17 protein-coding genes are annotated in these 20402 nt (G+C 70.8%); 7 read left to right on the forward strand and 10 right to left on the reverse strand.

The window, feature by feature from the left end; genetic code table 11:
* On the forward strand, positions 1-585 hold the full coding sequence (locus tag AOK17_RS33885) for a DUF6624 domain-containing protein (protein ID WP_342671538.1): 585 nt from the start codon (positions 1-3) through the stop codon (positions 583-585).
* Between the two features lie 56 nt (positions 586-641).
* On the opposite strand, the gene AOK17_RS33890 is transcribed toward AOK17_RS33885, so the two are convergent.
* The gene (locus AOK17_RS33890; protein ID WP_055616409.1) at positions 642-995 is read right to left on the reverse strand and encodes a hypothetical protein; all 354 of its coding nucleotides are present in this window, start codon (positions 993-995) and stop codon (positions 642-644) included.
* A gap of 254 nt (positions 996-1249) precedes the next feature.
* Entirely contained in the window at positions 1250-2113 is an 864-nt protein-coding gene (locus AOK17_RS33895) for a PaaX family transcriptional regulator (RefSeq protein ID WP_055616439.1), read from the reverse strand.
* Positions 2114-2420: 307 nt separating this feature from the next.
* Here AOK17_RS33895 and AOK17_RS33900 point away from each other — a divergent pair, with 307 nt between their 5' ends.
* Genes AOK17_RS33900 through AOK17_RS33915 form a run of 4 tightly spaced genes read left to right on the forward strand, consistent with a single transcriptional unit; the run spans position 2421 to position 5920 of the window.
* Positions 2421-3398: an ABC transporter substrate-binding protein gene (locus AOK17_RS33900; protein WP_055616410.1), complete on the forward strand. Its 978-nt coding sequence runs from the start codon at positions 2421-2423 to the stop codon at positions 3396-3398.
* Positions 3395-4252 (forward strand): ABC transporter permease, encoded by an 858-nt coding sequence (locus AOK17_RS33905; protein ID WP_079053430.1) that lies wholly within the window; start codon positions 3395-3397, stop codon positions 4250-4252. Before AOK17_RS33900 ends, AOK17_RS33905 begins: the two co-directional genes overlap by 4 nt.
* Complete coding sequence (locus AOK17_RS33910) at positions 4249-5031, forward strand: ABC transporter permease (RefSeq protein ID WP_055616411.1); 783 nt, start codon at positions 4249-4251, stop codon at positions 5029-5031. Before AOK17_RS33905 ends, AOK17_RS33910 begins: the two co-directional genes overlap by 4 nt.
* Positions 5032-5080: 49 nt before the next feature.
* Positions 5081-5920, forward strand: coding sequence for an ABC transporter ATP-binding protein (locus tag AOK17_RS33915; protein WP_055616412.1), 840 nt, complete (start codon positions 5081-5083; stop codon positions 5918-5920).
* A 14-nt stretch (positions 5921-5934) separates the two neighbouring features.
* On the opposite strand, the gene AOK17_RS33920 is transcribed toward AOK17_RS33915, so the two are convergent.
* From AOK17_RS33920 to AOK17_RS33935, 5 genes are all read right to left on the reverse strand, one after another.
* The gene (locus tag AOK17_RS33920) at positions 5935-8952 is read right to left on the reverse strand and encodes a helix-turn-helix transcriptional regulator (RefSeq protein WP_055616413.1); all 3018 of its coding nucleotides are present in this window, start codon (positions 8950-8952) and stop codon (positions 5935-5937) included.
* A gap of 89 nt (positions 8953-9041) precedes the next feature.
* The gene (locus tag AOK17_RS53675; protein ID WP_281198662.1) at positions 9042-9176 is read right to left on the reverse strand and encodes a hypothetical protein; all 135 of its coding nucleotides are present in this window, start codon (positions 9174-9176) and stop codon (positions 9042-9044) included.
* Positions 9177-9178: 2 nt separating this feature from the next.
* Complete coding sequence (locus AOK17_RS33925) at positions 9179-9526, reverse strand: UBP-type zinc finger domain-containing protein (RefSeq protein ID WP_055616414.1); 348 nt, start codon at positions 9524-9526, stop codon at positions 9179-9181.
* The gene (locus tag AOK17_RS33930) at positions 9523-10971 is read right to left on the reverse strand and encodes an ATP-binding protein (RefSeq protein WP_055616415.1); all 1449 of its coding nucleotides are present in this window, start codon (positions 10969-10971) and stop codon (positions 9523-9525) included. Before AOK17_RS33930 ends, AOK17_RS33925 begins: the two co-directional genes overlap by 4 nt.
* Positions 10968-12644, reverse strand: a complete 1677-nt coding sequence (locus tag AOK17_RS33935) for an NAD(P)/FAD-dependent oxidoreductase (RefSeq protein ID WP_055616416.1) — start codon at positions 12642-12644, stop codon at positions 10968-10970. Before AOK17_RS33935 ends, AOK17_RS33930 begins: the two co-directional genes overlap by 4 nt.
* 180 nt (positions 12645-12824) lie before the next feature.
* Here AOK17_RS33935 and AOK17_RS33940 point away from each other — a divergent pair, with 180 nt between their 5' ends.
* Entirely contained in the window at positions 12825-13652 is an 828-nt protein-coding gene (locus tag AOK17_RS33940; protein WP_055616441.1) for a DUF1206 domain-containing protein, read from the forward strand.
* A gap of 53 nt (positions 13653-13705) precedes the next feature.
* Here the strand turns inward: AOK17_RS33940 and AOK17_RS33945 are convergent, their stop codons facing one another.
* From AOK17_RS33945 to AOK17_RS33955, 3 genes are all read right to left on the reverse strand, one after another.
* Positions 13706-16153, reverse strand: coding sequence for a GH92 family glycosyl hydrolase (locus AOK17_RS33945; RefSeq protein WP_055616417.1), 2448 nt, complete (start codon positions 16151-16153; stop codon positions 13706-13708).
* 268 nt (positions 16154-16421) lie between these two features.
* Entirely contained in the window at positions 16422-17570 is a 1149-nt protein-coding gene (locus AOK17_RS33950) for a S1 family peptidase (RefSeq protein WP_079053431.1), read from the reverse strand.
* 253 nt (positions 17571-17823) lie between these two features.
* On the reverse strand, positions 17824-19125 hold the full coding sequence (locus AOK17_RS33955; RefSeq protein ID WP_055616442.1) for a glycoside hydrolase family 10 protein: 1302 nt from the start codon (positions 19123-19125) through the stop codon (positions 17824-17826).
* Between the two features lie 403 nt (positions 19126-19528).
* Here AOK17_RS33955 and AOK17_RS33960 point away from each other — a divergent pair, with 403 nt between their 5' ends.
* Positions 19529-20299: a L,D-transpeptidase family protein gene (locus AOK17_RS33960; protein ID WP_055616419.1), complete on the forward strand. Its 771-nt coding sequence runs from the start codon at positions 19529-19531 to the stop codon at positions 20297-20299.
* Positions 20300-20402: the final 103 nt, after the last annotated feature.

Here is a 20402-nt window from a genome sequence, read left to right on the forward strand (position 1 = left end):
GTGCATGACACGGCGGGGGAGGACGGGGCGGGGCGCAGCCACGACGACATACACGACGGGGTCGAGGAGGTGCGTCCGGTCGTCGTGCCGGCGCTCGCGGCGGCCCTCGCCCACGAGCTGGTCCGCAGGGCGGACGAGGACCAGCGAGTGACGCGGGCGGCACACCGAAGCCCCACGCTCGTCGCGCGCCGCCGGATCACCGAGTGCCGGAGAGGAAACGCCGAAGCGCTGAAGACCATCGTCAAGCGCCATGCCTGGCCGACCGCCGACCTGGTCGGCGCGCCCGCCTCCACGGCGGCGCTGATGATCCTCCTGCACGCTCCCGACCTCGACTTCCAGCTCGCCTGCCGCGACCTGATCGCCCAGGCCACGGCGGACGGACGCTGCCCGGCGCCGCACCACGCGTACATCGCCGACCACTGCGCCGTCGAGCTCGGCCAGCCGCAGTTCTACGGCACCCGTGTGGATCCCACGACCTTCCGTCCGTATCCGGTCCGTCAGCCCCGGACGCTCGACGAGCGCCGCGAGGACGTCGGCCTGTGCCCGCTCGACGAGCAGATGCGGGCGCTGCGCCTCGGCGTCTGAGGCCGTGGCTGCGACTGCGACTGCGTCTGCGGTTCGGTGCGATGGGGCAGGGAGCGTTACGGCTCCAGCCGCAGCTGCCATTCCTGCTCCTGGTCGCCTGAGACCATGCCCTCCTCGTGCACGGTGAAGACGGAGGTGAGGGTCTTGTCGGCCCGCCGTACCGCCTCGGGGCTGCCCTGGAGGGTGACGGTCACGGGGGCGGAGAGCGGCGGCGCGGTCGGCGGTGTCACACCGGCACCGACCGGTACGTCGTTGTCGAAGGCGGCCGTGTAGACCGTGGCGCCCCCGTTCCCGGGCATGTCCTCCGCCGTTCCGAAGGCGGATTCGAGGGTGTGGACGACCGCCCGCGCGTCGGCGGCCGTGCCGCCGCTGAGCGTGAGCGTCAGAGCGAGATGCGTGCCAGGTGTCATGACGAGCCACCTTTTCTTGTGCGGATGCGCGCCGTCCCGTTCGTGTAGCCGGTCCTCGGGGCCACAAACGGGGGCTCGGCCCTGCGTGGGGCATGTCTCCATGACACCGCCATCCACCGGACCTCGCAGCCGCACACCCACCGGACCTGGCAGCCCCACCACCCGGGTGTCGCGGGCCGCCGCCGGATTCCCGCTCGGCCTCCGGCCGGTTTCCGCTCGGCTTCCGGTCGGCTTCCGGTCGGCTTTCCGCCAGGTCAGGACGGTCGCAGCGGGGTGGTCTCCATGAGCCGGGCGGCCATCCGGCAGGCCGGGGCCCCGGTCTGTTCCGCGATGCGGTGGAAGGTGTCGTGGGCCGACCGGGCCGGCCAGGCGGCGGGCAGGTGCCGGGCGGGCAGCCGCGGGTCCGTGCGGATGATCTGGAGCCACTCGCTGGTCAGGCGCAGCCGAGTCCCGAGAGGATCCCCGGAGCCGGAGCCGGAGCCGGAACCGGAACCGGAACCGAGCCAGTCGGTCCAGCGTTTGTCGAAGTCGGCGTACCGGGCGCCGACGCCGTCCAGGTCCCAGGTGTCACGGATCATCAGACCGATGTCGGTGGCGTCGTCGGCCGTGGCATGGAAGATCTTGACGTGCGCCGCGAGCCCGAGTTCCGAGACGAGCGCGGACACGTCGAAGTCGCCGGGCGCGATCCACAGCCCGCTGTAGAGGGGGCCGAAGCCCGACCAGGCCAGTCGAGAGCGCAGATCGTGCCGCTGGCGCTGCCAGGACTCGGGCAGTGAGAAGCCGAGCAGCGTCCAGGTGCCGTCCCAGTCGTCGTTGACGGCGCCGGTGTCCCAGAGCCGCTTCTTGCCGTTCCAGAGGATCTCCGTGGCCTGCGGGGTCAGGCCGAAGTACATCCGGCGCCCCTCCCGCTGCCGTTGCAGCAGACCGCGGTTGACCATCCGGGTCAGGGTGGACCGCACCGCCTGCTCGCCGACCCCCGCGCGCGCCAGCACCTCGATGACGCTGCCGGAGTACACGCACAGCGGCCCCTCCTCCAGAACGTGGCCGCCGAAGAAGGCGAACATCAGCGACTGGGGGCGCAGTTGCGGTCCTTCGGGGAAGTCCGTCCGCGAGTCCATGGCCGCCTGTGGAGTCTCGTCGTGCACGTCCGAAAGGGTATGGCCACCCACCTTGCAACCTCCCTTGTCCGGGGTACTGACAGAGCGAACATAGGTGTGTAGATTGCGGCCGTCAAGAAAGTGCACAACGTCTGGATCGGTCCACGGGTCTACGGGTCCACGGGGCGAAGGGCCGATGGGCCAACGGGTCTCGGCGAGGCAGCGGTAGCTACTCCCCGCTCCGCTGCCTCGTCGTCGGAGGTCCGCGGTTCTCCGGTCGACGGCGGGGTGTGCACACCACCACAGGTGTTTCCGTCAGGAGGAGCCCATGCAAAGGCGCATTCTCGGGCTAGCCATAGCCGTGGTCACGGTCGCGGGCGCGGCCGGATGCGGGTCCTCGTCCTCCTCGAGCGGCGCTTCGGCGTCCTCCGGCGGAGGCAGGACCACGGAGGTCAAGGTCGGCATCATCCCGATCGTCGATGTGGCACCGCTCTATCTGGGCGACAAGAAGGGCTTCTTCAGCAGCCGGGGCATCAAGCTCAAGATGGAGAGCGCCCAGGGCGGCGCGGCGATCATCCCCGGTGTGGTGAGCGGCCAGTTCCAGTTCGGCTTCAGCAACACCACCTCGCTGATGCTCGCCCAGACCAAGGGCGTGCCGGTCAGGTCGGTGGTGAACGGAGCGGCCTCCAACGGCAAGATCGGCGCCGACGTCACGGCCGTCGCGGTCAAGAAGGACAGCTCGATCAAGTCGGCCAAGGACCTCGCCGGGAAGACGGTGGCGGTCAACACCCTGCAGAACATCGGGGACACGACGGTCCGCGAGTCGGTCCGCAAGGCCGGCGGCGACCCGTCCAAGGTCAAGTTCGTCGAGATCCCGTTCGACCAGATGCCCGCCGCCCTGGACGGCGGCCAGGTGGACGCGGCCTGGATGGGCGAGCCCGCGACGACGATCGCCAAGGCACAGGGCGCCCGGGTCATCGCCTCGCCCTTCGCCGAGACCGATCCGAAGCTCACCGTGGCCACGTACTTCACCTCGGCCAAGGTGACGCAGGAGAACCCGGATCTCGTGAAGAAGTTCAGCGAGGCGATGGCCGAGTCACTGACCTACGCCTCCGAACACCCGGACGAGGCGCGCCAGATCCTCACCACCTACACCAAGATCAGCGGCGACGTGCTCGACAAGCTCATCCTGCCCAGCTGGCCGGCCGAGGTCGACATGGCCTCCCTGGAGAAGCTGGCCGCCCTCGGCGAGGAGGACGGCATCTTCGGCGACAAGAAGCCCGACCTGAACGCGCTGTTCTCATGACCAGCCCAGGCCTCACCCCCGTACTGGCGGAGCCCGCCGGGACCGACTCCGGTCCCGGCGGGGCGCCCGCCCGGCGCGGTCCGCTCCCGGTCGCGGTACTGCGCGGCCTCGCCGGTCTCGCTGGACTGGTCGCGGTGCTCGAAGTGCTGCCGCACACCGGCCTGGTGTCGGCCGACTATCTGCCGCCGGCCTCGGAAACCGTCCGCACCCTGGGGACCCTGCTCGCCGAACCGGCGTTCTGGACCGCGCTCGGTGACACCCTGACCGGGTGGGGCCTGGGGCTGGCCGTCGCCGTCGTGGCGGGCGTCGTCGCCGGAGTGGTCATCGGTTCCGTGCCCGTACTGCGCGCGGTGACCGCCTCCACCATCGAGTTCCTGCGCCCCATCCCGTCCGTGGCCCTGATCCCCGTCGCGGTCCTGCTCTACGGCACCGACCTCAGGTCGAAGCTGCTGCTCGTGGTGTACGCCTCGTTCTGGCAGGTGATCGTCCAGGTCCTGGCCGGTATGCAGGACGTCGACCCGGTCGCCGAGGACACCGCTCGCAGCTATCTGCTCGGCACCTGGGGCCGGGTCCGCCACGTCCTGTGGCCGACCGCGCTGCCGTACGTGATGACGGGGGTACGGCTCGCCGCCACGGTGGCGCTGATCCTCACCATCACCGCCGAACTCGTCATCGGCGCCCCCGGCCTCGGCCACGAGATCGCCGTCGCCCAGGTGTCCGGAGCCGTACCGGAGGTCTACGCCCTCGTCCTGGTCACCGGCCTGCTCGGCGTCGCCGTCAACCTGGCGGCGCGGGCGGTCGAGCGACGGGCACTGCACTGGCACCAGTCCGTACGCACGGAGGTGACCGCATGACCGCCCTCACCGTGGCCCGCCGCGGCCTGCTGGTCCTGGGCCTGCCCGCCGTCCTCTTCACCGTCTGGTGGTTCGCCACCGCCGGCAGCACCGACTTCTACTTCCCGCCCCTGGCCACCATCCTGGAGAGCTTCGGGAAGGTCTGGACGGCGGAACGGCTGCTGTCGGACGTCGTCCCCAGCCTGCTGCGCCTCGCGGCCGGCTACCTCCTCGCCGTGGTCGTCGGAGTGGGGCTCGGCCTGGTCGTCGGTATGCGGCGGGCCGTACGGGACGTCCTGGAACCGGTCCTCGAACTCTTCCGGGCCATCCCGCCACCCGTGCTCATCCCGGTGATCATGCTGTTCGCGGGCATCGGCGACACCATGAAGGTCCTCGTCATCGTCAGCGGCTGCATGTGGCCGATCCTGCTCAACACCGTCGAAGGTGTCCGCGCGGTCGACGAGGTGCTCGGCGACACCTGCCGCTCCTACGGCATCACCGGCGTCGCGCGCCTGCGGCATCTGGTGCTGCGCGCGGCGAGCCCCCAGATCGTCACGGGCATGCGCCAGGCCCTGTCGATCGGGATCATCCTCATGGTGATCAGCGAGATGTTCGCCGCCAGCAACGGCCTGGGTTTCACCATCGTGCAGTTCCAGCGCTCCTTCGCCATCCCCGAGATGTGGAGCGGGGTCCTGCTCCTCGGCATCCTCGGCTTCCTCCTGTCCCTGCTCTTCCGGTTCGCCGAGAACCGAGTCCTGGCCTGGTACCACGGTCTGCGCCGCGCGCAGCGCAACCCCTGACACACCCTCCGACGCAATCGCTGACGCAACGCCTGACAAGGAGACGTCGATGCTCGACGTACAGGACCTGCAGAAGATCTACACCGGTCGGCACCGCAACGTCGAGGCGCTGCGCAACCTCACCTTCCACATAGCCGAGGGCGAACTGGTGTGCCTGGTCGGCCCGTCGGGCTGCGGCAAGACCACCCTGCTGAAGTGCATGGCGGGCCTGCTCGCCCCCACCCGCGGCGAGGTGCGTCTCGACGGCCGCCCGGTCGCCGGACCGCCGCCCGGCATGGCGGTCGTCTTCCAGGAGTACGGCCGCTCGCTGTTCGCCTGGATGAACGTACGCGACAACGTCGCCCTGCCCCTGCGCCGCAAGAAGCTCGGCAAGGCGCGCGAGCGGGAGCTGGTGGACCACGCCCTGGAGGTGGTCGGCCTCTCGGACGCCCACGAGGCGTACCCCTGGCAGCTCTCGGGAGGCATGCAGCAGCGCGTCGCCATCGCCCGCGCCGTCGCGTACGAGCCGAAGGTGCTGCTGATGGACGAGCCGTTCGCGGCGGTCGACGCGCAGACCCGGGCCGAACTGGAGGACCTGATCCGGAAGTTGTGGCACGAACTCGGCGTCACCGTCCTGTTCGTCACCCACGACATCGACGAGGCGGTCTACCTCGGCCAGCGCACCCTGATCCTCTCCAAGTCCCCGACCGTCGTGCAGGAGGACCTCACCATCGACCTCCCCGACGAGCGCGACCAGTTGCACACCCGCTCCAGCCCCCGCTTCGCCGAACTGCGCGCCCACGTCTACGAGCAGATCCAACGGGCCAAGCACCACAGCGGGGACACGGCCCCGGACCCGGTCGTCGCGGACCGGACCATCGAGCCCGTCCTCCAGAAGACCGAGTCCTGAGCGTCCTTCGGCGATCACCCGGAAGCGGACGGCTCCGGCTCGACCAACCCCTCGCGGTAGGCGATCGCCACGGCCTCCGTGCGGCTGGCGGCGCCCAGTTTGGCGAGGATGTTGGAGACGTGCACGCTCGCCGTCTTCCCGCTGATGAAGAGCTCCTCGCCGATCTGGCGGTTGGTGCGGCCACGGGAAAGGAGCAGCAGGACGTCGTTCTCGCGTGCCGTCAGGACGGGTGCCCGCTCGGCCGTGGACGGGGTCTGGGCGAGGCGGCCCCGGCGGATCAGCCGCTCGATCTCGTCGAGCAGTGGCACGGCGCCCAGCCGGACGGCCGTGTCGCGCGCGGTACGCGCCTGCGCGGCGGCCTCTTCGCGCCGCTCCGCCACCAACAGGGCCTCCGCCAGCCGCAGTTGACAGCGGGCCTGCTCATAGATGTCCCCGTAGCCGAACGCCGCGACGGCCTTCTGCCAGGCCCCGACGCTCAGTTCGACGCCCGGTCCGCCGTCCGGCCGGGCACAGGCCCGCGCCCACTCCGCCTCGGCGCGCGCCAGCCACGCCAGCCCTTCGGGGCCCTGCGGCGTATCGTCCTCGCCCTTGTTCGCCGTGATCCGGGCCAGCTCCACCAGCTCCGTCCCGGTCTCCGTCCAGTGGTCGGCCCCCTCCTCGTCGCCGGTCCGCCGGGACTCCACGACCGCGTCCCCGATGGCGGTCAGGGCGAGGGCCGCGAGCCGTACGGCCACATGGGGCGTGGTGCCGGCGTCGTCGATGAGAGCGGTAAGCGTCGTACGGAACTGTTCGAGGGCCTCCTCCGCGTCGTGTCGCTGCACCGCGGCGTCGGTCAGGAGGAGGCCCGCGACGAGCGTGGCCATCCAGTCGAACGGCCCGTCGAGCAGGGCCCGGGCCCGCTCGGCGGCATGCCGGTCACCGCGCGCCAGGGCCACGGACAGGGCGGGCCCGATCGCGTACCTGCCCGCCGTCGGCAGCCCGACGAGCTCGGTCTCCGCGGCCCGGAGGCACTCGTCCCACTGGCCCAGGGTGTACAGCATCAGGGAGCGCAGATAGCGCATCTCCACCGGGTACGGAGACGAGAGGAGCCCGGCGCGGCCCGCGCGCTCCAGCCCCTCGGTGAGCCAGGTCAGGCATTCGTCCAGGTCACCGGACTCGTGCGAGCCGATGGAGAGGTTGAAGAGCGCGCGCATCTCGACGGAGGCGTTGCCCGCGCGGCGGGCCAGTTCACGTGCGTCCCGCAGCCGGGCCCGCCCCTCGGGGGTGCGGCGGCTGCCCCCTTCGAGACTGACCAGGGAGATCAGCAGATCGGCCTGCGCGTCGGACACGTCGAGTTCCTCGGCGATGCGCAGCGCCTTGCGGGCCACGCGGTGGGCGGCCTCGTCCTCGCCCATGTACGTCGCCGCCATGACATGCGTGGCCGCGGCCCACACCCAGGTGCGCGACGGAGGATCGGCGGGGATCATCGCGAGCGCTTCGTTGCTGTACGTGAACGCGGCGGCGAGGTTGTCGATGCGCATGAGGTTGCCCGCGAGCGTATAGCGGACGCGGGCGGCCAGTTCGGAGTCCTCGTCGTCGCCGACCCTCGCGAGCGCGGACCGCGTCAGCGAGACGGCCCGGTGGGTCTCACCGGCGTGCGCGGCGGCGGCGGCGGCGCGCAGCGTCAAGGTGACCGTGTCGAAGCCTCCGGGCCGCGCGTCGGGCGGCACCGCCGACCACAGGTCGAGCGCGGCCTCCAGATGCCGCAGTTCCTCGGCGGGTGCCCGGACGCGGCCCGCGTGGTCGGCGGCCTCCAGCGACGCGGCCAGCGCGTCGGCCAGGTCGTGGCTCTCCCGGGAGTGGTGGGCGCGCTCCGCCGCGCTCTCGGCCCGGTGGCCGCGTCCGGCCAGCACTCCGGCGAACGCCCTGTGCAGCCGCACCCGTTCACCCGGCAGCAGGTCGGCGTAGACGGCCTCGCGGATCAAGGCATGCCGGAAGGAGTACGTGTCGTCGTCACCGGGGACGAGGAGCTGCCGCCCGACGGCCTCGCGCAGGGCCGACTCCAGCTCCTCCTCGGGCAGTTGGACGGTGTCGCGCAGCAGATCGTGCTCGACGCGGCGCCCCGCGACGGCTGCCGTGCGCAGCACCTGCTGGGCGGTCGCCGCGAGTTGCTCGAAGCGGATGAGCAGCACGTCGGCCAGCCCGCTCGGCACGGCGGACGCGGCCCCGGGCATGGTCTCGGAGGTGGCGGCGAGCAACTCCTCCGCGTAGAACGCGTTGCCCTCGGCGCGCTCGACGATACGGCGGACGGTGGCATCGGGCAGCGGGGCGACCTGCTGGGCACGGACGAGGCGCGCCACCTCGCCGTCGGGCATCGGCCGCAGTTCGAGGCGCTCCACGACGGGCAGCCGCACGAGCTCGGCGAGCAGCGGGCGCAGCGGGTGTCTGCGGTGCAGATCGTCGGCGCGGTACGAGGCGAACACCGCGAGCCGCTGACCGGGCGCGCCGCCCGCGACCGGGTCCCCTCCCCTTGAGCGGACCCGGGACTGCAGGATCCCCCGGCTGAGCAGGAAGCGCAGCAGGTCGCGGGAGGACTGGTCGGCCCAGTGCAGGTCCTCCAGGACCAGCAGCAGCGGGGCGCTCTCGGCGAGATCGGTCAGCAGACTCGCCATGCCCTCGAACAACTGCAGCCGCCCGCCCGCGTCCCCCGCGCCACCGCTGCCGTCGCCGAGCAGCCGGTCCACCACGGGATGCGAGGACAGGGCGGCGGAGAACCGCTCGTCGTCGGCGAGCACACCCACGATCTCGGTGAACGGCAGATAGGGAAGACCCACGTCACCGAGGTCCACACAGTGCCCCGTGACAACGGTCGTGCCGGCCTCGGCGGCATGCCCAGCGGCCTCGGCGAGGAGCCGGGTCTTACCGACTCCCGCGTCCCCCGCGACGAGCACGGCACGCGCCTCACCGGCCCGGGCCCGGTCCAGGACTCGGGTCAGGCGGGCGAGTTCGTCCTCGCGGCCGATGAACGGCGTGGTGAATGAGGTGGTCGGCACCCATCCATCCTGGCACGCACCACCGACACAGCCACCGACAGTGGCCCTGGGCCGCCCTCAAGACCGCGTCGGCAGCCTCAGCAGCTCCGTCAGGCGCGCCGGGTGAGGACGTCGGCCTCCTCGAAGTGGTCCACCGACGTGCCGAGCCCGGCCGGCCAGTCGGCCAGGGCTCGGCACAATGTGGACTTGCCGACTCCGGGGCTGCTCCCGATGACGGAGATCAACTTCAGCGCAGGGTCTCCGCCCAGTTCGCCGGGACCCGTCCCGCGGGCCCGGGTGCGGGCTGGTCCGCCGGGTGGGAGGCCGGCGGAGCGAGCTCCGGACCGGACTCGTACAGCTCGGACGTCTCGAAGTTCCAGAACCAGCGCTCGCCCGGCTCGAAGCTGCGGATGATCGGATGGCCGGTGGTCTGGTGATGGGCGGTGGCGTGCTTGGCGGGGGAGTCGTCGCAGCAGCCCACATGACCGCACTGCGCGCAGCGCCGCAGGTGGAACCACCAGCCGCCCACCTCGTCGCATTCGACGCAGCCCGCGCCGCTCGGCGGGACGCCGGGGTCGATTCCGTCCGTGGTCATGAGGCCTCCTGAGGGGCGTCGGTTTCGGCGGCGGTGAGCGGGAGGAAGACCTGGAAGCGGGTGTCGCCGGGCTCGGAGTGGACCTCCAGATGCCCGTGGTGCTTGTTCACGACGATGCGCCAGGAGATGTCGAGCCCCAGTCCGGTGCCCTCGCCGACCGGCTTCGTCGTGAAGAACGGGTCGAAGATCCTGCCGCGGATCTCCTCGGGCACGCCGGGCCCGGTGTCACGGAACTCGACGAGCAGCTGGTCCCGTTCGAGCGCGGTGCGCACGGTCAGCACGCCCTCGCCGCCCATCGCGGAGGCCGCGTTGTCGATGAGGTTCGTCCACACCTGGTTCAACTCGCCCGGGTAGGCGGGGATCCTGGGCACGGCACGGTCGTACTCCTTGACGATCCTGATGCCGGAGCCGATCTTCCCGGCGAGCATCATCAGCGTGCTGTCCAGCAGTTCGTGCACATCGGCGACCTGGTAGGGCGCCCGGTCGAGCTGGGAGTACTGCTTGGCCGCGTTCACGAGATTCGAGACCCGGGTCGTGGAGTCCTCGATCTCGTTCATCAACAACTCGGTCTCCACCGTGTAGTTGAGCCACCTGATCGCGCCTTCGAGCGTCCCCTCGTCCACGGCCGCCGCGACCTGGTCCAGCCAGTCGGTGTCGAGGCCCGCCTGCACGAACGTCGGCGCGAGCTGCCAGCCGCCCGCGATGCCGTGGTCTTCGAGCCAGTCGCCGAGCGCGTCCTCCCGGTCGGATGCTTCGAGCGGGCTCAAGGGCGTGGCCTTGGCGACCTGTTCGGCGGTGCGCTCCTGAATCTCGACGAGCGTCTCCAGGGCGGCGCGCGCGTACGGGCCCGTCGCGATCATGCCGAGTTTGTGCCGCATCCCGGCCACCCGGTCGCGCAGCGCGGACGTGGCCCGTACGGCCGCCGCGGCCGGGTTGTTGAGCTCGTGCGTCAGCCCGGCGGACAACGAGCCGAGCGCCAGGAGCCGCTCGCGCTGCCCGATGGTCCGCTGGGTGTTCTGGCTGCCGAAGAACAGCCCTTCCAGCAGATGCACGGCCATCGGGAACCACTCCCGCAGGACCGCGGCGAACGTCTCGGCGGGCAGGATGAAGAACCGCGACGGCTCGGTCACCCGCAGGGAACCCTTGTACCGGGCGTCGTCCGGCACGGCCAGATAGGCCTGCATGGCCCCCGCGTACACCCCGCGCTGGGAGGTGCGGCTGATCTCGACGTCGTCCTCGCCGACCCGCCGCGACATCACCAGCGTGCCTTCGAGAAGGACGAAGAAGCAGGTGGCCGGCTCGCCCTCCTCGTACACATAGCCGGGCTCGAACTTCTCGACGCGGCCCTCGCTGCACAGCCGCCCGAGCTGTTCCGGCTCCAGCTTCTCGAACAGGAACAGTGTGCTGAGTTCCGCCGCGTCGCACGGCATCGGCTGCCCGCTCACGACTGCTCCAGATACCTGTGGACGAGCATCACGGCCATGGCTCCCTCTCCGACGGCGGAGGCGACACGTTTCGCGGACTCGGCCCGGGCGTCACCCGCCACGAACACCCCGGGCACATTGGTCTCCAGGTGGTACGGCGCCCGGTCCAACTCCCAGTCCGGCGGCGGCTGCCCGCCGACGGCCAGGTCGGGTCCGGTGACGATGAACCCGCGTTCGTCCCTGAGCACGGTGCCGTCCAGCCAGTCGGTCAGCGGGGCCGCGCCGATGAACACGAACATCCACTGCGCGTCGACGAGTTCGGTGTGCCCGCTCTCGATGTCCCGCAGGGTCAGCTGCTCCAAGTGGTCGGAGCCGTGCGCCGCCTCGACGACCGTCCCCGTACGCACGGAGATGTTGGGCGCGTCCGTGATCTGCCCGATCAGGTAGTGCGACATCGACGAGGACAGAGAAGAACCGCGCACCAGCAGGGTGACCGACTTCGCGCCCCTGGACAGGTACATCGCGGCCTGGCCCGCGGAGTTCGCGCCGCCCACGATGTAGACGTCGTGTCCCTGGCACGAGGCCGCCTCGGTCAGCGCCGACCCGTAGTACACCCCGCACCCGGTCAGGTCCTCCGTGCCCGGCGCCTGCAACTGCCGGTACGACACGCCGGTCGCCAGGATCACGCAGTGCGCGGCGATCGCGGAACCGTCCGAGAACCGCACGGTCCGCGAGGATCCGTTGACCTCCAGACCGGTCACCTCGCGCGCGGTGAGGATCTCGGCGCCGAACTTCGACGCCTGCCGCCGTGCCCGGTCGGTGAGCTGCGCCCCGGACACACCGTCCGGGAAGCCCAGGTAGTTCTCGATCCGTGAGCTCTGGCCGGCCTGTCCGCCGGTCGCGGAACGCTCCACGAGCACGGTCCGCAGCCCTTCCGAGGCCCCGTACACCGCGGAGCCCAGCCCGGCGGGTCCGCCGCCGATGACGACGAGGTCGTAGAAGTCCGCCGCCGGGGTCGTTGCCAGCCCCACCTGGGCGGCCAGCTCCGGGTCGTCGGGCTCGACCAGCACGGCCCCGTCCGCGGTGATCACGAGCGGCAGCCGCTCCCCGTCCTGATCCGCGCAGGCCAGCAGCCGCTTGCCCTCCGGCTCGTCCGAGGAGTACCAGCGGTACGGCACCTGGTTGCGGGCCAGGAACTCCCGGACGTCCGACGAGCGCGCCGACCAGCGGTGCCCGACGACCTTCGTGATCGGGACCGCCCGGTGGTCGGAGGTCCGCCAGGCGTCCAGGAGGTCGTCCAGGACGGGATAGAGCTTCTCCTCGGGCGGGTCCCAGGGCTTGAGCAGATAGTGGTCGAGGTCGACGACGTTGATCGCGTCGATGGCCGCGTTCGTGTCCGCGTAGGCGGTCAGCAGCACCCGCCGCGCGCCCGGGTACACGTCCAGGGCCTGCTCCAGGAACTCGATGCCGTTCATCTGGGGCATCCGGTAGTCCGCCAGGATCACCGCGACGAGATCACCGCGCAGCTTCAGCTCCCGCAGGGCCTCCAGGGCGCTCTCGCCGGACTCGGCGCGCACGATCCGGTATCCCTCGCCATAGCGTCGCCGCAGGTCACGGGCCACGGCACGCGAAACTCCAGGGTCGTCGTCCACGGTGAGGATGACGGTCCGTGCTGCGTCCGTGCCCTGTGCCATTCGTCTCCCACCCCGAGCGGTCGGCGTCCCGGGGCGGCCTGTCTGCGGTACCGCCCCCAGTGCATGCCCATCGTATGTTCGATCGTCCTGCTTCGCTCCGAAACCGGGAGGTACCGCACGGTCGGCGCCCGCCGGGGTGTCGTACGGCCGGGCAGGGGCACCCGGGGACGGGAGGCAATGATGAACGCAAGTACGTTGACGCGAGGCGGCCGGGCAGGGAAACGAAAGGCCGCCCCGGCGATCGAGGGCGCGGCCCGGGCAGGTTTCACCGCACGCGGTGTCATCTACCTGCTCGTGGGCCTGCTGGCGCTGCAGATCGCCTTCGGCGGCAGCGGGAAGCAGGCAGATCAAGGGGGCGCCCTCCAGGAGGTGGCCGAGAAGCCCTTCGGTGGGGTCATGCTCTGGGCGCTCGGCATCGGTCTTGTCGGTATGGCGCTCTGGCGGCTGTCCGAGGCGGTCTTCGGCGCCGCGGGCCCCGACGGCGGCAAGGCGAAGAAGAGGCTGGCGTCGGCCGCACGAGCCGTGTTCTACGGCTTCGTCGCCTACACCGTGCTCTCCTTCGCCGCCGGTACCGGAGGGAGCGGATCGAGCGACGGCAAGTCCCGGGACGCGACGGCCAGGGCCATGGACCTGCCCGCGGGACAGTGGCTCGTGGCCGCGGCCGGCGTGGGCATCCTCTGCGCGGGTGTGTGGATGGTGGTGCAGGCCGCGCGCCGGAAGTACCACAAGCACATGAGGCTCGGTGAGATGTCGCACCGGGTGCGCCGGACGGTCGACGTGACGGGCGTCGGCGGCGGTGTGGCCCGCGGTCTGGTGTTCGCCGTCGCCGGAGGCTTCGCGCTCCGGGCCGCCGTGGAGTACGAACCGGACAAGGCCAAGGGCATGGACGACACCCTGCGCTCGTTCACCGAGACCCCGGTGGGGCCGTGGCTGCTGGTGCTCATCGCCGTCGGTCTGATGCTCTTCGGGCTGTTCTCGTTCGCCATGGCCAGGTACCGCAAGGTCTGACCCGTCACACGGACGTTGCCCCGGATCCCGTCGGATCCGGGGCAACGGACGTGTCAGCGGGGCAGACCGCCGGGCGCGGTCGCCCAGTCGGTGTCCGGCTCCCGCGAGAGTCCGAACGTGAGGTTGCCGCCGCCGCGCAGGAAGCGGGCATCCGTCCAGGAGCGGTCGTACGTACGGCCGTTGAGCCGGACACCGCTCACGTACGGATGACCGGCGTCGGCCGAGGGCGCGTCGATGACGATGTCACCGCCGCCCGGCCGGTCGACCACGGCGTACGGGAAGAGCGGGGCGCCAAGCAGCAGGTTGCCGCTGCCCGGGGTCTGCGGATAGAGGCCGAGGGCGGAGAAGACGTACCAGGCGGACATGGTCCCGAGGTCGTCGTTGCCGGGCAGCCCGGCCGGTCCGGTCCCGTAGACGGTGTCGAGGATCTGCCGGACCGTCGCCTGGGTCTTCCACGGCTGGCCGAGCGCGTTGTAGAGCCAAGGGGCGTGGATACCGGGCTCGTTGGTCGGGTCGTACCGCAGGGCGTCACCGCCCTTCACCGACCAGGAGCCGTCGGGCTTGTGGAAGAAGCCGTCCAGTCGGCGCGCGGTCGTGTCGCGTCCGCCCATCGCCTCGGCGAGGCCCTGGACGTCCTGCGGCACCATCCACGTGTACGTGGCGCTGGTGCCCTGTGCGAACCCGCGGTCGCTGCCCGGGCTGAACGGCGTGACCCAGGACCCGTCGAGGTTGCGCGCCTGGATGTAGCCCGTGGTGCCCGCGCCGTCGGTGGCCCCCGGGTTGAAGACGTTGCGCCACCAGCCGCCCCGCTCGGCGAACGAGGCGGCCTGCTCGTCGAGGCCAAGCAGCTTGGCCCAGCGGCCCAGCGCGTCGTCGGCGACCGAGTCCTCCAGGGTCTCGGCGGCGCCGCCCCAGCAGTGGCAGACGTCCTGCGCGGCGTACTGCGAGGTCAAGTACTGGGCGAGGTTGGGCCGTTGGCCGGTGCACTGGCCCGGGCAGCCCGCGTCGGAGAGCCCGTCGGGGTGCGGCACGGTGGCCTGGCGGGCCAGGGAGTCGAAGGCGCCGCGGTAGTCGAAGTTGCGGACCCCCATGGCGTAGAAGGTGGCGAGCGTGGCCGCCGTCGGATCGCCGGTCATCACATGGGTCGGCCCGTTGATGTGCACCCAGCGGTCCCACACCCCGCCGTTCTGCCGTGCGAAGTTGTACAGGGACTGCGCGAAGTCCCCGGCGATCCGCGGCTTCAGCAGGGCGAGCAGCTGTATCTGCGCCCGGTACTGGTCCCAGCCCGAGAAGTTGCTGTACTGCGCCCCCTGCCCGCGCTCGACGCGATGTGCCTTGCCGTCCATGCCCGGATAGCGGCCGTCGGTGTCGCTGACCAGGTTGGGCTGCATGAGCGAGTGGTAGAGCGCGGTGTAGAAGGCGGTGCGCTGGGCCGTACTGCCGCCGCCGACGCGCACGGACCGCAGCTCCCGGTCCCAGGCCCGCGTCCCGGCCGCGGCCACCTGGTCGACGCTCGACCTCGGCGCGATCTCCTCGCGGAGGTTGGCCTCGGCGCCCGCCTTGCTTACGTACGAGATCCCGAGCCGCATGCGGACATCGTTGTCAGAGCTGGTGTCGAAGCCGACCCAGCCACCGGAGCCGCGGCCCGCGCGGTCGGCGCCCGTGGCGTATCCCTCGCCGCCTCCGCCCGAGGTGGCACCGGGTGAGAGGGTGCCGTCCTTCCACGTGCCCGTGGTCGAGAACGCGCGGTCGAACGAGGCGCTGAAGTAGAGCCGGTAGTAGCTCTTGCGGTTGTTGACGCCGCCGTTGGCGCGCCGCCCGCAGAACGCGCCGGTCAGCACCCAGCCGCTCACCTTGCGCTTGGCCCGGTCGATCTCGACGTGGGCGTCCTCGCTGCCGTTCAGCGAGTTGGAGACCCGGAAGAGCAGGTTGGCGGGCTTGTCGGCGGGAAACGTGAAGTCGGCGACGCCGGCCCGCTCGGAAACGGCGAGGTCGGCGCGGGCACCGGAGTCGAGCCCGACGGAGTAGCGGCCCGGCACGGCCCGCTCGTCGGCGTGCGAGAAGTTCGCGGCGTACACGGAGTCCGTGGTGTCGGCCGACGGCGACGAGGTGACGTCCCCGACGAACGGCATGATCGGTACGTCGCCCGCGGCCCCCGGGTTGCAGCCCGCGCCGTTCACGTGCGTGAGACTCAGCCCGCGCAGCCGGGTCGCGTTGTACTCGTAGCCGTTGGCGGCGCCCGTGCTCGTCTGGTCGCCCCGGGTGCTGGTCGGAGACCAGGCGATCATGCCGTACGGGAGGGTGGCACCCGGATAGGTGTTGCCTCCGTTCGTCGTGCCGATGAGCGGATCGACGTACGCCGTGGGGTGGGCCGGAGTGTCGGGGGCGCCGGCCGCGGAGGAGACCGGGCCGGGCAGTGCGGCGGCGAGCGCGGTGGTCAGCGCGAGCGCGGCGGCTCTTCTGCCGAACCTCCGCGCCACACCTGTGGATCCGAGGACCATGTAACGGAACCTTCCGTCAGGACGGACAGCGGGCCCCGGCTGCCCGTCGGGGATCCGGGTCCGCGAAATGCCGCCGAGCGTAGGCCGCCCGGACGCGGGATGGAACGACAGAGGTGGCAGCCCTGGTGAACGGGTGGTGAATCCGGGGCACTTGGGGCCGGTCGGAGCCGGTCGGCGATCGGCCGGGCGGTGCTGAAGCGGACGCCGAGGGGCTCCGCCACCTGACCGGTGACGGAGCCCGTCGAGCCGTGCCCTGGAGCCTTGCGGGTCAGGCCGTGTGGAGCGTGAGGCCGTACCGGCTGAGGATCTCGTTGATGGGCTGGTACCAGGTCTCACCGCCGCCGGAGCAGTTGCCCCAGCCGCCGGAGGTGACGCCCTGCGCCTGGTCGCCGCTGATGAAGGAACCGCCGGAGTCGCCCGGTTCCGCGCAGACGCTGGTCTTGGTCATCTGATGCACCGCGCCCTGGCTGTAGTTGACGGTCTCGTTCTTGGCGAGGACCGTGCCGCAGTGCCAGTGCGTGGTCGACCCCGACCGGCAGATGGACGAACCGACGGGCGCCTCGTTGGACCCGCGGACGAGGCGGTCCGAGATGGTGCCCCAGCCGAGCACGACCGGCACGGTCCACCAGCCGCTTCCGACGTTGACCCAGGCGTAGTCGTTGCCCGGGAACGAGGAGCCCTGGATGTTGCCTATGTAGGAGCGGTCCCAACCGCTGACGCCCTGTCCCGCTCCGCCGCAGTGGCCCGCGGTGACGAAGCCGCCGTGCACCGAGAAGCCGATGGAACAGCGGACGTTGCCGGTGTAGAAGGGGTCGCCGCCGACGGTCCCGGCGGCGAAGGTCTCAGGTGCCGAGGCGGCCTCTTCGACCTTGACGGGACCCGCCGCACGGGCCTTCGAGAGGAACGTGCGGACATCGTTGTCAGCTCGCTGCGCGGCGACGACGGCCACGACGACCGAGCTCGCCTTGGCGTCGACGTACCAGTTGCTGACGCCCTCGGGCGCTGCCAGCTTGTCGATGCGCGCCTTCGCCGCGTCGAGCTGCTTCGCGCTGTGCTTGACGGTACGGACGGTCGCGCCGGTCTTCCGTACGGAGTTGACGGCGGCGTCGGAGGCGCCGGCCGTGACGGCGACGGTCAGCTTCCCGCTCTTGGCATCGAACCAGGAACCGCCGTACGCGGCTCCCGCCGCGCGCCGCGCCTGCGACTCGACGGCCGTCGCGGTCTTCTCGGCCGCGAGCCGTGCTTCGGCCTGGGTCTTCGTCAGGCCGAAGTCGCGCTGCATGGCGTCGAGGAGACCGGCGGAGGCCGGAGCGCCGGAGGTGCGGGTGGGTTCGGGGGCGCCGGCGGCAGAGGCGGGTCCGGCGGCGAAGGTTGCCCAGGCGCCGACGATGAGGAGTGCGGACAGGCCTGTGCGCATGGTTGTGGTGCGTCTCAAGGCAGTAGCCCTTCGTTGTTCCGGCGTGGTGGGGGAGGAACAGCTGAACTGTGAGAGCGCTCTCAGTGCATGGCGGGGCAGAGCCTAGCGGCGTTTCATGGTCAGGTACATACCAAAATTGGTGCTCTCTTTACCGGAACTGTTGAGGCGCCTGTCGTGTCCGGGGGCGCGGCGGTCCTGACCGCCGCGCCCCGCCCCCGCTGCCACCGAACTCCCCGAAGGGCGCGGCCCGTTCTCAGGACGCGCTACAGGAACCCACCGAAGGGGCCGAGGAACTGCCGTTCTTCATGACCGTGAACCCGAAGCTCGTCGACGCTCCGGCGGCCAGACTGCCGTTGCCGTTCGGCCTCATGGTCATGACGTTGCCGCTGGAGTCCCAGCTCGGTGTGCCGTTCCAGGTCGTGGAGACCTTCTGCGGGGAGGTCACCGTGACGGCCACCGTCCAGGTGCTGATCGCCGAACCACCCGCGGTCACGGTCACCCTGCCGTTGTAGCGGTCGCTCCAGTCGTCCGTCCTGCTGTACGACACCGTGCAGGAGGCGCCGCCACCGCCGCCGCCCGAGCCGGTGCCGCCGAGTGCGGTGAGGACGGCGTTGTAGGCGGCCTTCTTGCTGTAGTTGTTGTCGAACAGCAGCGGAGTGCCACTGGCTCGCCACGAGTACTTGTCGGTGACACCCCAGACGGTGATGCCCGTACAACGGGACACGCCCAGACAGGCGTTGACCACATTGGTGTAGCTGCCGGCCTGTGCCGTACCGGAGCCCTCGATGTCGAGCTCGGTGATCTGTACGTCGACACCGAGGTCGGCGAAGCGCTGCAGGTTCGCGCGGTAGTCGCCGGGCACCGGGGACGCGCTGTTGAAGTGGGACTGGAAGCCCACGCAGTCGATGGGCACACCGCGCGCCTTGAAGTCCCGCACCAGGTTGTAGACGGCGTTGCTCTTCGCGTTGACCCCGTCGGTGTTGTAGTCGTTGTAGCAGAGCTTGGCCGCGGGATCGGCGGCCCGCGCGGTGCGGAAGGCCTCCTCGATGAAGCCGTTGCCGAGCTTGTCCTGGAAGGGCGAACTGCGCCGGGCGCCGCTACTGCCGTCCTGGAAGGCCTCGTTGACGACGTCCCAGGAGTGGATCTTTCCCTTGTAGTGCTGCATGACCTGCGTGATGTGGTTGTTCATCGCCGTCCTGAGGTCGGCGGCGGCGAGCCCGCCGACCCAGCCGGGCAGTTGGGAGTGCCACACAAGGGTGTGCCCGCGGACCTTCATGCCCCTGCTCTGGGCATGGCTGACGATCTGGTCCGCGGCGCCGTAGGTGAAGGAGTTGCGGGTCCCCTCGACCGCGTCCCACTTCATCTCGTTCTCCGGAGTCACCGAGTTGAACTCCGTGTTGAGCGTCGAGGCGTACGGGGCCTCGCCCAGGTGGTTGGCCGCGACCGCGGCGCCGAAGTAGCGGCCCTTCTCCGCCGCCGCGGCGCCGAGCGTGCCGGCGGCCTCGGCCGTCCCCGCGAGTGCGGTGACACCGGCTGCGGCGAGCAGGCTCGCCATGCCGATCACCAGGGCTCTTCGGGTGCGGGACTGCCGGGGCGGAGGCGTGGCCGTGGGACCTGATGACGTGCGGGTGATCATGTCGTCCCTTTCTGTCGTTTCGAAAGTTTCGAGCATGTTTCCGATTGGCTGCGCAGACCTTACGGCTGGCCTCAGGAGGCGTCAACGCCCCGTGCTGGCACGGATTTCGGATGGCTCAAGATGATCGGGCCGCCCCGCGAGTCTCGTCATGTCCCTTGCCGAGCAACCAGGTTCTGTCTACATTCCGCACAACAGTCGCCATCGTCAGCGAATGTTTCGAAGAGAGAGGTTCAGGAGGACACAGGAGGACAACCGAGTGATTCTGCGTCACCGATCGAACCGACCTGACGAGTTCCTCACATGTACGGGTCAAGGTCGACGCATGATCACACCCACACACGGTGCCGTGCTCCGCCCCGTCGCCGTTCTGGCCGTCTCTCTCGTCCTCGTCGGCTGCGGAGGCGGAACGGTGGCGACGTCGGATCAGAGGCCCGGCACGACTTCGGTGAACGGCAGTGCGGGAGCCTCACCCACCCCCGCACCCCGCGTCGCCCTGAGCGTGGCACCGCAGCAGCTGCCCGGCCTGGGCTCGAAGACGTGGGCCAAGGTGCCCCCGAAGACCCGTCAGGCCCTGGTGGTGACAGGCCGGGGCAAGAACTCGTCGACCTCCACCGCGGTGCTGTACGAGCGCACGGAGTCCGGCTGGCACGCCGGGGCCAGCTGGCCCGCGCACAACGCGTTCAAGGGCTGGACCGACCACCACCGGGCCGGAGACCTCCGCTCACCCATCGGTGTCTACCCGCTCACGGACGCGGGCGGCCTGCGCCCCGACCCGGGCACGAGCCTTCCGTACGACCAGTCCGGCGGCTTCAGCATCGGCGGCACGGGATTCGAGGGTGAGCCCCTGGCCGGCTCGTTCGACTACGTGGTCGCCATCAACTACAACCGCCAGGCCGGCACCACGCCGCTGGACTGGACCCGCCCCCTCGGAGCCGGCCGCGGCGGCGGCATCTGGCTGCACGTCGACCACGGCGGCCCCACCCAGGGCTGTGTCAGCCTCCGGAAGAAACACATGAAGGAACTCCTGCGCGCCCTCGACCCCGACCGCGATCCCGTGATCGTCATGGGCAACGCTGCCGCGCTCAGACGATGAGCAGCGCCGCCGGGCAAGCACTAGCAGGCGGTTGTGAGGAAGATGTCAGGGCGTGGGAAGCCCCTCACCCACGGTCCCGCCACGGCCCGGGGCGCTTAGCATC

Source organism: Streptomyces phaeochromogenes (assembly GCF_001418655.1).
GTDB lineage: Bacteria > Actinomycetota > Actinomycetes > Streptomycetales > Streptomycetaceae > Streptomyces > Streptomyces phaeochromogenes.